The sequence below is a fragment of the Caulobacter sp. GW821-FHT10F06 genome (assembly GCF_058809215.1).
Window position 1 is genome coordinate 567,282 of record NZ_JBXASK010000003.1, and the last position, 13,737, is coordinate 581,018.

15 protein-coding genes are annotated in these 13,737 nt (G+C 69.3%); 9 read left to right on the forward strand and 6 right to left on the reverse strand.

Translation table 11 applies throughout. The annotated features are described in order from the left end of the window. Positions 1 to 132 precede the first annotated feature (132 nt). A complete protein-coding gene (locus tag AC1RUS_RS08980) occupies positions 133 to 1,725 on the forward strand; it encodes a sensor histidine kinase (RefSeq protein WP_492915318.1) in 1,593 nt (530 codons plus the stop codon). 54 nt (positions 1,726 to 1,779) lie between these two features. On the opposite strand, the gene AC1RUS_RS08985 is transcribed toward AC1RUS_RS08980, so the two are convergent. The 6 genes from AC1RUS_RS08985 to AC1RUS_RS09010 form a co-directional block, all read right to left on the reverse strand. Further along, complete coding sequence (locus AC1RUS_RS08985; RefSeq protein WP_492915125.1) at positions 1,780 to 2,298, reverse strand: hemerythrin domain-containing protein; 519 nt, start codon at positions 2,296 to 2,298, stop codon at positions 1,780 to 1,782. Positions 2,299 to 2,412: 114 nt separating this feature from the next. Beyond that, complete coding sequence (locus AC1RUS_RS08990; RefSeq protein ID WP_492915127.1) at positions 2,413 to 3,849, reverse strand: efflux transporter outer membrane subunit; 1,437 nt, start codon at positions 3,847 to 3,849, stop codon at positions 2,413 to 2,415. Beyond that, the gene (locus AC1RUS_RS08995) at positions 3,846 to 4,727 is read right to left on the reverse strand and encodes an efflux RND transporter periplasmic adaptor subunit (RefSeq protein ID WP_492915129.1); all 882 of its coding nucleotides are present in this window, start codon (positions 4,725 to 4,727) and stop codon (positions 3,846 to 3,848) included. The genes AC1RUS_RS08990 and AC1RUS_RS08995 overlap by 4 nt, the downstream gene beginning before the upstream one ends. 5 nt (positions 4,728 to 4,732) lie before the next feature. Further along, entirely contained in the window at positions 4,733 to 4,942 is a 210-nt protein-coding gene (locus AC1RUS_RS09000; protein WP_492915131.1) for a DUF1656 domain-containing protein, read from the reverse strand. Further along, entirely contained in the window at positions 4,939 to 6,954 is a 2,016-nt protein-coding gene (locus AC1RUS_RS09005; RefSeq protein ID WP_492915133.1) for an FUSC family protein, read from the reverse strand. Before AC1RUS_RS09005 ends, AC1RUS_RS09000 begins: the two co-directional genes overlap by 4 nt. 11 nt (positions 6,955 to 6,965) lie before the next feature. After that, positions 6,966 to 7,337, reverse strand: a complete 372-nt coding sequence (locus AC1RUS_RS09010) for a MarR family winged helix-turn-helix transcriptional regulator (protein WP_492915320.1) — start codon at positions 7,335 to 7,337, stop codon at positions 6,966 to 6,968. A 273-nt stretch (positions 7,338 to 7,610) separates the two neighbouring features. Between AC1RUS_RS09010 and AC1RUS_RS09015 the strand changes: the two genes are divergently transcribed. The 8 genes from AC1RUS_RS09015 (at position 7,611) to arfB (ending at position 13,727) form a co-directional block, all read left to right on the forward strand. Further along, positions 7,611 to 7,979, forward strand: a complete 369-nt coding sequence (locus AC1RUS_RS09015) for a BlaI/MecI/CopY family transcriptional regulator (protein WP_492915135.1) — start codon at positions 7,611 to 7,613, stop codon at positions 7,977 to 7,979. Further along, positions 7,969 to 9,810, forward strand: a complete 1,842-nt coding sequence (locus AC1RUS_RS09020) for a M56 family metallopeptidase (protein WP_492915138.1) — start codon at positions 7,969 to 7,971, stop codon at positions 9,808 to 9,810. Before AC1RUS_RS09015 ends, AC1RUS_RS09020 begins: the two co-directional genes overlap by 11 nt. A 41-nt stretch (positions 9,811 to 9,851) precedes the next feature. After that, the gene (locus AC1RUS_RS09025; protein ID WP_492915140.1) at positions 9,852 to 11,384 is read left to right on the forward strand and encodes an FAD-dependent oxidoreductase; all 1,533 of its coding nucleotides are present in this window, start codon (positions 9,852 to 9,854) and stop codon (positions 11,382 to 11,384) included. Further along, complete coding sequence (locus tag AC1RUS_RS09030; protein WP_492915142.1) at positions 11,381 to 11,719, forward strand: hypothetical protein; 339 nt, start codon at positions 11,381 to 11,383, stop codon at positions 11,717 to 11,719. Before AC1RUS_RS09025 ends, AC1RUS_RS09030 begins: the two co-directional genes overlap by 4 nt. 306 nt (positions 11,720 to 12,025) lie before the next feature. Then, positions 12,026 to 12,235 carry a cold-shock protein gene (locus AC1RUS_RS09035; protein WP_492915144.1) on the forward strand — a complete coding sequence of 70 codons (210 nt, stop codon included), beginning with the start codon at positions 12,026 to 12,028 and terminating at the stop codon, positions 12,233 to 12,235. A 179-nt stretch (positions 12,236 to 12,414) separates the two neighbouring features. After that, positions 12,415 to 12,774 carry a DUF6481 family protein gene (locus AC1RUS_RS09040; RefSeq protein WP_492915146.1) on the forward strand — a complete coding sequence of 120 codons (360 nt, stop codon included), beginning with the start codon at positions 12,415 to 12,417 and terminating at the stop codon, positions 12,772 to 12,774. An 84-nt stretch (positions 12,775 to 12,858) separates the two neighbouring features. Further along, positions 12,859 to 13,308, forward strand: a complete 450-nt coding sequence (locus tag AC1RUS_RS09045; RefSeq protein WP_492915322.1) for a YaiI/YqxD family protein — start codon at positions 12,859 to 12,861, stop codon at positions 13,306 to 13,308. Next, a complete protein-coding gene (arfB, locus tag AC1RUS_RS09050; protein ID WP_492915148.1) occupies positions 13,305 to 13,727 on the forward strand; it encodes an alternative ribosome rescue aminoacyl-tRNA hydrolase ArfB in 423 nt (140 codons plus the stop codon). The genes AC1RUS_RS09045 and arfB overlap by 4 nt, the downstream gene beginning before the upstream one ends. Positions 13,728 to 13,737: the final 10 nt, after the last annotated feature.

Consider the following 13,737-nt stretch of genomic DNA (forward strand, 5'->3'; position numbering starts at 1 on the left):
TTTTCAAGCTTCGCGACTTGACCTTCAACCGTCGCCCCGGTCAGCTTGCGGCGTGACACCGGGGCGCGACTGACAGTGACGACCAAAAGCGCCGCGAAGGCCCATCCGACCGTGACCGGACGGCTCTTGCTGATGGCGTTGGCCCTGGCCGCTCCGGCCATCCTGCTGATGATCGTCCTGGCCGCCGGCCAGTATGCCGAAGGCCAGCGCCGGTTCTCCACGCAGCTGATCGCCATGACCCGCGCCTTGGCCCTGGCCACCGATCGCCAGATCGGTCAGGGCCAGAGCGTCTTGCAAGGCCTGGCCGTGTCGCCGGCCCTGGCCAGCGGCGATCTCAAGGCGTTCGAAGGCCAGGCCCGGCGCGCCATGGCCGGCAAGTCCGCCTGGATCGTGCTGATCGCGCCGGACGGTCAGGTGATCAACACCCTGTCGCCGCCCGGCGCGAAACTGCCCGTCGCGCCCCTGCCGCCCGAACGCTGGGCGGTCGTCCAGAAAGGTCGCGTGACCGTCTCGAACCTGGCCAAGGGCGCGGTGGCGGGCGGGCCGATCATCGCCATTGACATGCCGGTCATCGTCGACGGCCGGCTGCACGACCTCGCCTACATCCAGCGACCGGCCGCCTTTCACAGCCTGCTGGCCTCGCAGAACCTGCCAAAGACCTGGACCGGCAGCATCGTCGACCGCAACGCCGCCCTGGTGGCGCGGTCGCGAGACCAGGAGAAGATGCTGGGCCGCCTAGCCAGTGTCGACATGCGCGCGGCCATGGCGAAGGCCAACGAAGGCGTGGTGCGCACCCACACCCTCGACGGGGTCAAGACCCTGTCGGCGTTCAGCCGCTCGCCGGACTATGGCTGGACCTTCATCGTCGGCGTGCCGCGCACCGAACTCAATCGCGCCAATCTGTCGTCCCTGGCTCCGCTGGCGCTCGCCGCGGCGCTGATGATGGCCTTAGGCGTCCTGGCGGCGATGCTGTTCGCGGCCCCGATCTCGCGCGAGGTGCGGGCCCTGGTCGTTGACGCGGGACGCCTGGCGGCGGGTCAGCCGATCGAGCCCAATCCGGATCGCCTGCAGGAGATCGTCGAGGTGCGGCGCTCGATGCTGGAGGCGTCGGAAGAGCTGCGACGACGCGAGATCGAGGCGCGCGCGGCTCGGGAACGTCAGGACCTGATGATCAACGAGCTCAATCACCGGGTCAAAAACACGCTGGTCATCGTCCAGTCGCTGGCGCGTCACAGCCTGCGCGACGGTGGCGCCGAGGGGCTGCCGCTGTTCAACGATCGCCTGCACGCCCTGGCCCGGGCGCACGACCTGCTGACACGCAGCGTCTGGGAAGGGGCTGATCTGGGCGAGCTGCTCGTCGAAACCCTGGAGCCCTACAGCGCCCAAGCCGTCATGAAAGGACCGCCCACGCCGCTGACGCCCAATGCGGCCCTGTCGCTGGCGATGATCTTCCACGAACTGGCCACCAACGCCTCCAAGTATGGCGGCCTGTCGGCGCCGCAGGGCAAAGTCGAGGTCACGTGGCGTCGCCGGGACGATGCGCGGATCGAGATCGTCTGGCGCGAGAGCGGCGGTCCGCCCGTCTCGCCGCCCGAACGGACCGGCTTCGGCTCGCGGCTGATCGCCACCAGCCTGAAGGGCGAAATGGCCGGCGAGGTCCAGTTCGACTACGCCGCCACGGGCCTGGTCTGCACGCTGGTGATCGCCAGCGCCAAGATTGGATAAAAAAAGCCCGCCGACCTTGGGGATCGGCGGGCTCTTTGACTTGTGGCGAAACGCCTAGGCCAGGGCGGTGCCCTGGAAGGTGGGGGTCTCGGGACGCGGCAGGCCGCTGACCTTGTAGGTGGCGATCAGCTGTTCCTTCTCGGCGGCCATCTGCTCGCCCAGGGCGTCCATGTCGAGGCCGGCCTTGCGGGCCTGGGCGAACATGCCCTCGACGCGCTGTTCCTCTTCCTTGACGTGGTGCTCGATCATCTCCGACAGCACCTTGACCTTGGCGTCGTAGAATTCGTCGTCCGGGCCGCCCGCCTCGATCTCGGCGATCAGCACCTTGGCGCCGTCATGCTCGACATAGGCTTCCTTCAGCAGGTCTTCCTCAACCTTGCCCTCGCAGGCCGGGTAGAAGATGTCCTCCTCGATCTTGGTGTGGACGGTCAGCTCCATGCAGATCTGCTCGGCCAGGGCCTTCTTCTTGCCGTCGCCCTTGGCGGCTTCGAACTTGGCGAACAGGTCTTCGACCTTGCGGTGATCGGCTTTCAGCAGAGCGACGGCGTCAAGTTTGGGGGCGGCGGTGGCCATGAGCAATTCTCCAATGCGGGTTGCAGGAAGAAGCCGCCGCCCGGCGCTTCGTTCCACCCCGAACTCAACCTGAGAGATGTTCGCAAAAACAAACGCTTACGTCGGCAATCAGACTTAGTCCGCAACCGCCTCGCCGCTCGCCCAGCCGCCGCCCAAGGCCAGGAACAGATTGACCTGATCGGCGGCCACCTGCCCGTCCGACGCCGCCAGGGCCGCGTCGGCGCCGGCCAGGGTGCGCTGGGCGTCGAGGCTGGCCAGGTACGGACTGCGGCCGCCGCGATAGAGCGTCTGCGCCTGCACCTCGGCCTTCACCGCCTCGTCCCGCGCGGCGCGTAGAGCGGCGTTGCGGTCCAGTTCGTGGGCGTAGACGGCCAGGCTGGTCTCGGTCTCGCGCAGGGCGTTCAGCACCACGCCGTCGAAACGCGCCAGGGCCGCGTCGGCTCCGGCCTCGGTGGCGCGAATGCGGGCCCGGTCGCCCTCGCCCGGCACGGTCCACGAGATCAGCGACGACAGGCTCCAGCGATTGGCGGCGGGTTGGCCAATGTCTGCGAGCAGACCCGTCGAGCCGGCGCCGAGGCCAAAGCTGATGTTCGGATAGAGCGCGGCGGTGGCCACGCCGATCCGGGCGGTGGCGCCGGCCAAGGTTCGCTCGGCCTGGCGAATGTCGGGACGGCGCTTCAGCAGCGCCGCGCCATCGCCGACCGGGATCGGCTGGGACAGACGCGGCGGGCTCGCGCAGGCCTCGACCACCTTAGGGAACTCGGCCGGAGTCTTGCCGGTCAGCATGGCCAGCCGGTAGAGCGCCGCGCGGCGGCGGCTCTCGAAGGTCGGCAAGGCGGCGCGCGACTGCTCGAGCAAGGCGCGCGAGCGGGTGGCGTCCAAGCTCGTGCCCCGGCCGGCGGCGATCAGCTTGCCGGTGACCGCCAGGCTCCTGCCCTGCAGGTCGACATTGTGACGGGCGACGGCCAGTTCGTGGCCACTGGCGCAGGCGTCGACATAGGCGCGGGCGACATCGGCGGCGACGCTGATCCGGGCCAGGTCCAGGGCGGCCTGGCTGGCCTCGGCGTCGGCGTGGGCGGCCTCGGCGGCGCGCTTGAGGCGGCCGACCAGATCGACCTGGTAGGAGACCTTGATCCCGGCGTCGGCCAGGTTCTCGACCGGCAGCGGCTCGGCCATCAGATATTGCTCGCCGGACTCGCGGGCGTGCATGGCGGCGGCCGAGGCCCCCACCCTGAAGCCGCCGGCGTCATCGGCCTCCCCGGCCACGGCGCGGGCCCTCGCCAGGTTGGCGGCGGCGACGCGCAGGTCGGTGTTGGCCGCGAGGGCCTCGGCGACGAGGCCGTTCAGGGTCGGATCGTCATAGAGCTTCCACCAGCCGTCCGGCACGGGCGCCTGGCTGACGGCCTTGGTCTTGGACTCAATGAACGCCCCTTGCGCGGTCGGTGCGTTGAGCTTAGCGGCGTCGGGGACCTTGTAGTCCGGGCCGACGGTCGTGCAGGCGCTCAGCGTCAGCAGCGAGGCGGCGACCGTCAGGATGCGCAGCGGGCTCACCGGTCGATCCCTAGGACGGCGACGGTCGCGGTGCGGCCGGCGATCAGGCGAAGATCCTTGGGCGTCTGGTCCAGAGCGATGCGCACCGGTACGCGCTGGGCCAGGCGAACCCAGCTGAAGGTCGGGTTGACGTTGGGCAGCAGATTGCCGCCCGCCGCGCGGTCGCGGTCCTCGATGCCGGCGGCGATCGACTGGATGTGGCCCTTCATCGCGGCGGGCTCGCCCATCACCTTGATGCTGACCGGCTGGCCGACATGCAGGCCCGCCAGCTTGGTCTCCTCGAAATAGCCTTCGACGCGGAACGAGCGGCTGTCGATCAGGGCCAGCACCGGCTTGCCGGCGGTGACGTAATCGCCGGTGCGCAGGGTGAGGTCCGACAGGAAGCCGTCGGTCGGCGCGGTGATGACGGTGCGCTCCAGGTTCAGCGCCGCGACGTCGCGGGCGGCCACAGCCTGGGCCAGGGCGGCGTTGGCCAGTTCGACCTTGGACAGGCTCTGCTCGGTCACCTCGCCGGCGACCAGATCGCCGAGGATGCGGTTGCGGGCCAGCTCGCGTCGGGCCTGGGCCAGGGCGGCCCGCTGGGCGGCGACCGCGGCTTCGGCCTGGCGCTGCGCCAGGGCGTAGCGTTCGCGGTCGACATAGAAGAGGGGCTGGCCGGCCTTGACCACTTGGTCGTTGCCGACCTCGACCCGGGTGACCAGGCCCGAGACGTCGGGGGCCACCTGGACGACGTCGGCGCGGACGCGGCCGTCTCGGGTCCAGGGGTCCACCTGATAGTGGGTCCACAGGGCGCGACCGCCGACGATGGCGACCGCCACGACGACGCCGGTGACGGCGACGCGGCCGAGGAGCGGGATGAGGATTTTGGTATTGAGCATTGAATTCACAGAGCTAACGGCAGCGGAATTGTGATCACCGCGGCCCACAGGATGACGAACAGGGCGGTGTCGAACAGCGCCGGATGCCAGACGAAACGATAGGCTCCGACCTTCGACAGCACGCGGCGCAAGGCGAACGAGGCGACCAGAGCGATGACCGCCGAGACGAGGACCGACGACAGGAAGACGCCGCTGACATTGACTTCGCCGATCATCGGACGGGCTCCTGAATGAAGGCGGGGGCGTCGGGGAAAAGGTTGCGGCGCAGGCCGACCAGACCACTGACGCCTTGAGTGGTGGAGCTGGCGGCGGCGTCGATCAGGCCGCGCAGGGCCGTGTCGAGGCGGTTCAGCAGGTCGGGGCTCGGGGCGCCGCCGCGACCGGCGGCCAGGGCGGCGAAGTGGTCGCCGACGCCGTCGAGCGCCTGGTCCAGCGCCGCTTGGCGCTCGCCCCGCGTCGGCGACCGGGCGGCCTGGACGGCGACCAGGTTCATGCCGACCCGCAGGTCGCGCAGGGCGTCGACGCCGATCAGGTCGTGACGGTCGCCGACCATGGCCAACTTCGGGGTGAGCAGGCCCAGGCGGTCGACCAGCAGAGCGGCGAAGTCAGCAGGATCCGGGGCCGAGCGGGCGCGGGCCAGGCGGGCCAGGCCCTTCCAGGTGCGGCCCAGCAGGCGGCGGGCGCTGGCGTCGGCCTCCATCGAGCGCAGGCCAGCGGTGACCATGATCGCGGCCAGCAGGCCGACGAACTGGCCGAGATTGCCATTCAGGAAGCTGGCGAAGTCGGCGCTGAAGGTTTCCTGCAAGGCCAGGGCGTTGCAGAAGCCCATCAGCACGGCCAGGGCCGCGCCCATGGTGGCGGGGTTGGGAATGTAGAGGCCCAGGAACAGCAGCGGCGGGGCCATCACCAGAACCAGCAGCGGGAAGCCGTCGATGGCCGGCAGCACGGCGAACATGTAGAGCGCCGAGAGCGGCAGCGAGAGCAGCGAGAACAGGCCAAAGCTCTTGATGGCCGGGACCGGGTCGTCCATCGCCGCGAAGAAGCAGCAGAACACCGCCGCCATCACCGGCGCGGCCGCGCCGTCGCCCCAGCCGGCGACGATCCAGGCGGCGCAGGACAGCAGGATGGCGATCGTCGCCGCGCCGCCCGACAGCAGGGCCAGCGGCAGGTCGGCGTGCAACTTGCGGCGGCCGGCCTTGGCGGCCACAGCCTCCAGGGCCGGCGACAGCGGCGCGTCGGGATCGCACAGGCGGGCCATCAGGGCGTGGCTCTCGCCCAGGGCCTGCACGGCCTCGGCCAGGCGCACCAGCAGACTCTCGATCAGCAGGGCGTCCCAGCTGGCGTTGCGGCGCTTGGCGGCCAGGGTCTCGAGCCTCTCGATCAGGGCCAGGCCCTCCTCACGCGGCGAACCGGCCTCGATCCAGGCGATGACGGCGTTGAGGGCGGCGCGCACCTTGGGGTTCTGGGCGTCGCGCAGGGCGTCCATGCGGTCGGCCAGGCCCGACAGCAGCGGGATCAGCAGCAGCATACGTTCGTGCAGGGCCCGCACCGCGCCGCTGGTCTCGCGCAGGCGCGATGTGTCGAACGGCAGGTGGACGGCCATCATGTGGATCTCGCTGGCGGCGGCGGCCAAGTGCCGGCGGTCACGAGCGATGGCCTCGGCGTCCTCGCCCCTCAGCACGTCCAGCGCCCAGCGATCGGCCTCGCCCAGCCAGGCGGCGAGACGAGTCTGGAGCACGGTCCCGACCGGGCGCGGGAAGACCAGGCTGTGGACCAGGGTGGCGCACAGGATTCCCAGGCCGATCTCGACCACGCGCGAGACGGCGACGTCGAAGATCGCACCCGGCTGATTGACGCTCGGAAAGCCGATGATCGCGGCGGTGTAGCCGGCCAGCATCAGCACGTAGCTGCGCGGTGTGCGGTCCAGCAGCGAGACGGTCAGGCACGCGCCGACCCACAGGGCCAGGGCCAGGCTCAGCAGCACCGGCGCGTTGACGAGATTGGGCACCAGGGCCACGGCGGCGGCCGCGCCCAGCATGGTGCCGAGCACGCGATAGACCGCCTTGGAGCGCACGGCCCCGGCCAGAGGCTGGCTGACGATATAGGCCGTGGTCATCGCCCAGTACGGGCGCGGCAGGCCCAAGGCGAAGCCGATATAGAGGGCGAGCATCGCCGCCGCGAAGCTGTTCAGCGAGAACAGCAGCGTATGCCGATCGAACTTGGGCATGACGGCGAGGCCTAGCTCCCCTGCCCTGGCGCCATCGCGTCCAGGGCGGTTTCGAAGGCGGTGAAGGTGCGCAAGGTGGTGGCCAGGTTGACGTCGCTGACGCCGGCGAGGACGCGGGTGCGGACCACCTGCACGGCGTCCTCGACGACGACGGCCAAGGCCTCGCCTTCAGGGGTCAGGTGCAGGGTCTTGGCGCGACGGTCGTTGGGATCATCACGGCGCTCGACAAGGTTGGCGGCGCATAGCTGGTCGAGGATGCGGACCAGCGACGGCCCCTCTACCCCGAGCTCCTCGGCCAGCACGCCCTGGCGCAGACCGCCGCCGGCGCGGGCGATGTGCAGCACCGGCAGAGCCTTGGCGTCGGACAGGCCGTGTTCGGCCAGGGCGCGATTAACCTCGCGCCGATAGATGCGCGCCAGACGCAGCAGCGAGCCGGTGAAGGTGCGTTCGTCGAGGATGCGAGGTTTCATCATTTTCAATAGATAGCTTCCTATCTATTTTAGATAGCATCCTATCGATCTGTTTTCAAGCCACGCTTCGCTGGAAATGCTTCGGGCCCGAGAGGGCCCTCCATTACATTTCGTTTACGAGCGTAATCGTTGGATTGACTCGATCGATTACGAGCGTAAACGTTAGCGGCAGAACGGAGATCTTCCATGCGGATCAGCACGGCCGAAAGTCAGGTGATGAAGGCGCTGTGGGCCAGGAGCCCGCTGACCGCCGAGGAGATCATCGCCGCTCTGCCAGATGACCAGGACTGGGCCGACGCCACGGTGAAGACCCTGCTGAACCGCCTGCTGAAGAAGGACGCCATCGCCGCCGAGCGCGATGGCCGCCGGTTCCTGTACCGCCCGCTGGTGGCCCAGGGCGACTATGTCCACGCCGAGAGCCAGGGCCTGCTCGACCGGCTGTTCGACGGCAAGTTGGCCCCGTTGGTCGCCCATTTCTCGCAGCGCGAAAAGCTGAGCCCCGAGGACGTCGCCGAGTTGCGCCAGCTGCTGGAGCGTCTCGACGATGGCAAGTGATCTGCTGTCCTTTCTGCTGCGCGCCAACCTCGCGCTCGCCGCCGCCGTGCTGCTGGTGATGGTTCTGCGCAGGCCCGTGCGCGCCGCATTCGGGGCTCGCGCCGCCTACGCCCTGTGGCTGGTCGCGCCGCTGGCGGTGCTGGCCGTGCTGGCCCCCGCGCGGACCGTGACGGTGACGCCGCCCGCCGCGCCCAAGCCAGTTATTGCGGTCCAGGCGACCGCTCCCACTCCGGTCGCTGGCCCGACGACCATGCCTCAGACGGCCCAGCGAACCCGCGTTCGAACCCGTCACCTTCGCGACACCCTCGCCATCGGCTGGGCCCTGGTCGCCCTGCTGGCCATCGGCGTGCAGGCCGAGCGTCAGCGGCGGTTCCTGAAGTCGTTAGGACGACTGCATCGCAAGGAAGGCCTGTTTCACGCCGAACACGCCGGCGTCGGTCCGGCCGTGATCGGGGCTCTGCGGCCTCGCGTGGTGCTGCCCGCCGACTTCGCCCTGCGCTTCACGACCGAGGAGCAGGCCCTGATCCTCGCCCACGAACGCAATCACCTGCGCGGCGGCGACGCGCAGATCAACGCCCTGACCACGACGCTGCAGTGCGTCTTCTGGTTCAACCCGCTGGTCCATCTGGGCGCCCGCCTGCTGCGGATCGACCAGGAGATCGCCTGCGACGCCGCCGTGCTGACCCGCTTCCCCGTCGCCCGCCGCGCCTATGGCGAGGCGATGCTGAAGACCCAGCTGGCGCCCCACGCCCCACCGCTCGGCTGCCACTGGCCGGCCTCGGCCAACACCCAACTCAAGGAGAGGTTCGTCATGCTGAAGGAACATCGCCAGGGCCGCGCCCGTCGCCTGGCCGGAGGCGCGGCCGTCGCCGCCCTCGCCCTCACCGCAGGCGTCGCCGCCTGGGCCGCGCAGCCCGCCCGCGTCGTACACCGCATCGACCGCACGCCGGACGACACCCCGCTGATGGCCGCCGTCCGTCGCGGCGACCTGGACACGGCCCGCGCCCTCGTCGCCGGCGGCGCCAAGGTCGACGCGGCCACCAGCGACGGCACGGCCCTGACCGTGGCGGCCCGCGCCGGCCGGGCCGACATCGTCAACCTGCTGCTGGGCAATGGGGCCGACGCCGGCCAGATCACCCGCGGCGACGGCACGCCTCTCACCAACGCCATCCTGTCGGGCGACCGGAACATCGTCGCCGATCTGCTGAAGAACGGCGCGGACGCCAACCAGGGCACGACCGACGGCACGCCGCTGATCCTGGCCGCCCGCATCGGCCGCGCCGATCTGGTCAAGCTGCTGATCGACAACGGCGCGGACGCCAGCAAGGCCTCGCGCGGCGACGGCGACCCGCTGATCAACGCCGTCAGTTCGGGCGACGCCGCCACGGTGCGCTACCTCGTCGACAACGGCGCCGACCTCAACCAGACCACTCAGGGCGACGGCTCGCCCCTGATCGCCGCGGCCCGTTCGGGTCACGCCGATATGGTCAAGCTGCTGCTGGACAAGGGCGCCGATCCTGACGTGGCGGTGCGCGGCGACGGCAATCCGCTGATCGCGGCGGCGCAGTCGGGCCAGCTCGATATCGTGCGGATGCTGGTCGAGCGCGGCGCCTCGGTCGAGGCCTATGTGCCCGGCGACGAGACCCCGCTGATCAACGCCGCCCAGGCCGGCGACCTGCCGACCGTGCGCTATCTGGTCGAGAAGGGCGCCGACCCCAGCCGCGCCGTGAAGGCCGATCGCGGCGAGATGCGCTCGCCGCTCGGCGAGGCGACCAAGCGCGGTCATGCCGACGTCGCCGCCTACCTCCAAGCCCAGGGCGCGCAGCGCTAGGCGCGCGCCCTCACCCACTCGAAAATCGGACCTGAAACACGATGGCTTTCATCGACGCCCGAGCCTTGCCTGACGCCAGCCGCATCAAGGCCGACCTGATCATCATCGGCGGCGGCTTGGCGGGGATCACCCTGGCCAAGGAGCTGGCCGGCGGACCACTGAAGGTCGCCATCCTGGAGAGCGGCGGTCGCGAGATCGACATGGAGAACCAGGCGCTCTACGCCGGCACGGCCGTGGTCCGCGCGCCGGGCAATCCCGACAAGCCGCTCAACGACTATCCGGTGCAGTCGCGCATCCGGGCCTATGGAGGCTCGGGCCATGTCTGGGGCGGCAAGTGCGCGCCGCTGGATCCCGCCGACTTCGCCCAGCGCGACTGGGCGCCGCACAGCGGCTGGCCGATGAGCCGCGAGCAGATGCAGCCCTTCTACGACCGCGCCTGCGACGTGCTGGAAATTCCACGCTTTGGTCCCGACACGCCGGTTCTGAAAGACCCCGCACGCACGCCGTTGGCGCTGGATCCGGTCGACGGCTTCTTCCCCGCCCCGCGCTACTTCTCCCGCCTGTCGGGCGGCGCGGACAAGAAGGCGTTCGACGCCTTTCGCGACAGCTTCGCCAGCGCGCCGAACATCACGGTTTACCTCTACGCGAACGTCACCCGTATCCGGACCAAAGGCGACAAGGTCGAGGGGCTGGACGTCGCCTGCCTGGACGGCAAGCGCCACACGGCCAGGGGCAAGACCTATGTGCTGGCCACGGGCGGCATCGAGAATGTGCGGCTGCTGCTGGCCTCTGGCGGGATCGGCAACCGCCACGACCTGGTCGGCCGGTTCTTCCAGGGCCACGTCACCTATGCGATGGACGGCGACGCCGAGACCGAAGGTTCGGCCATCAACGTCTCGCGGGCCGAGCCGATGACGCTGTACGTTCCGCCCGGGCGGGCGGCCGCCCATTGCGTGATCGGCAGCGGCCTTGCCGGCCAGGTCCGGATGAAGACCGGGAACTTCACCCTGACGCTCTACAACGGCGGACCGCCGGGATCAGGGTCGCCGACCCAGGCCGAGACCAAGGTCATCCGCCAGACCGCCACGCGCACGGACGGCGGCCAGGGCGACGGCCAGTTGTTGGGCTGCTTCGCCATGACCGAGCACTTCCCCAACTCCGACAGCCGCGTGACCCTGGATCCCGACCATCTCGACCCGCTGGGCATGCCGCGCATCCGGCTGGAATGGGTCTATTCCGATCGCGACTGGGACAGCTTCGAGCGCTCGACCGCGGGTCTGGGCGACGCCCTGGGCGCTTCGGGCCAGGGGCGGCTGTGCTGGCCGATCCAGCGCGCCAACTATCTGAAGGTCTCCAGCGCCTCGCGCCATCACATGGGCACGACCCGGATGAGCGCCGATCCCAGCCAGGGCGTGGTCGATCCCGACGGGCGCGTGCACGACACGGCCAATCTCTATGTGGCCGGCAGTTCGGTGTTCCCCACCTCGGGCATCGCCAACCCGACCCTGACGATCCTGGCCCTGGTCATGCGCCTGGCCGATCATCTGAAATCCGAGATGGGAGCCGCCCGATGAGCGTTCTCGCCCGCCGCGACCTGTTGGCCGCCCTCGTCGCCCTGACCGCCAGTCCCGGACTGCCCGCCTTCGCCGCGATCGCTCCGGCCTTCGACGACCTGGACCATGCGGCCGTCGAGCGTATCGGCCGCGCCTGGCTGGCGCGGAACCCGGGCGTCAACGCGCCAAACCTGGCCAAGCGCCTGTTCCCCGATGGGCGCGGCGACAGCACCCTGCCCGGCTTGCGCCAGCGCGTGGCCCAGGACTTCCGGCGCGGCGCGGTGTTCGTGCATCGCGGCTGGCGCCTGTCGGACACCGAAGGCGCGCTGTTCGCTCTGCTGACGCTCGAGATCTAATCGTCAAAAAGAAAACGACGCCGCCGCTTGCGCGCACGGCGCCGTTTTCAAAAATAACTCTACCGTCGGCTAAAATTTTCTCGCGATGTTCTCGGATATTGTCGCAAGAATTTGCTGCATTTCGAATGGCGTTGCATTTCGAATTATAATGGCGCATAAGCCTCATTATTGAATATCGAACTGGCTCGGTTGCTCTCCTCGCTTGCTCTTCGGATCGAGCTCCGGACCTACCACGATCCTCTCCGACAATTTGATCACGTGGCCCGCTCTTGGGCTCCGCGAAACTAGAACTGAAAGATACAAAACATGGCTACCGGCACCGTGAAGTGGTTCAACTCCACCAAGGGCTTTGGCTTCATTCAACCCAACGACGGCGGCGCGGACGTGTTCGTGCACATCTCGGCCGTTGAACGTTCGGGCCTCGGCTCGCTCGACGAAGGCCAGAAGGTCAACTTCGAGCTCGAGCGCGACCAGCGCAGCGGCAAGATGTCCGCTGGCCAGCTGACCGCTGCCTAAGACGATTTGAGGGGCCGGGCGGCGAAAGCTTCCCGGCCCTTCTTCTATGGTGCGCCCTCCTCCGCGCACCTCCAAGGTGCGACGGCGCGCGTGGAGTTTTTCCGGTGCGGGTCGGGGTGCGGATTTCGCGCCCAGCATTCCTGCCCGAAATTCTCCCACCCTCCTCCACCGAAGGCTCCATGATCTCAGCGCACGACACGAACTTTTCCAAACGCCTCGAAACGGCCGCCGCCGCCAAGAAGCTTCTGCTCGACAAGCTCCGCCCCAAGGCGGCCGCCACCGATCCGCTGTTCGCCGAGCGCGAGGCCATGAAGGCCGCCGAGCTGGCCCAGGTCCGCGCTGAACGCAGCCAGGCCCGCGCCGACGCCAAGCAAGCCATCGCCGACAGCGCCGAGGCCAAGCTGGCCGCCCAAGCCGCCATCGACCTGGAAGCCCTCACCGCCAAGCGCGGCGAGCGCAAGGAACGCAAGGCCCTGAGCGCCGCCGACGCCAAGGCCAAGCGCGACGCCAAATACGCCGCCCGCAAGGCGCGCAACTAACATTCGAAGGCGCGTTGGCGGGGTTGAACCCCGCCGCCGCCGTGCTATCGGCAGGACGTGACCGACGCCGCCCCTCGCCCGCCCGTGATCTTCATCGACGCCGACGCCTGTCCGGTGAAGGACGAGGTGTACAAGGTCGCCGCGCGCTATGGTCTGAAGACCTATGTGGTCTCCAACAGCTGGATCCGCGTGCCGCTGACCCCGGTCATCGAGCAGATCGTGGTCGACGCCGGCCCCGACATCGCCGACGACTGGATCGCCGAACGCGCCCAGCCGGGCGACGTGGCGGTGACCAACGACATTCCCCTGGCCGACCGGGTGCTGAAGGCCGGCGCCGCGGCGCTGGCGCCCAACGGCCGGATCTTCACCCACGACATGATCGGCTCGGCCCTGGCCTCGCGGTCGATCGGCGAACACCTGCGCTCGATGGGCGAGGTGACCAGCGGTCCCAAGGCGTTCGGGCCCAACGACCGCAGCAAGTTCCTCCAGGCCCTGGACACCGTGGTGGTCAAGGCCACGCGGGGCCGACGATGATCGAGATCACGTCCTGGCTGCGGATCGACGAGGACGACCTCATCTGGAAGGCCACGCGCGCCTCGGGTCCCGGCGGCCAGCACGTCAACAAGACCTCCACCGCCATCGAGCTGCGCTTCGACGTGCGCAACTCCCCCGTCCTGCCCGAGGACGTCAAGGCGCGCCTTGAGACGCTGGGCGGCAGCCGCATGACCCAGGACGGCGTGCTGGTGCTGTTCGCCCAAGGCAGCCGCTCGCAGGAGATGAACCGGCAGGAGGCGCGCGAGCGGCTGGTCGAGCTGATCAAGAAGGCCACCGAGCGCCCCAAGGCCCGCCGGCCCACCAAGCCGACCTATTCCAGCAAGCTCAAGCGGCTGGAGACCAAGGGCAAGCGCGCGGGGATCAAGTCGCTGCGGGGCAAGCCGAAAGGCGACGATTAGAGGGCGACGA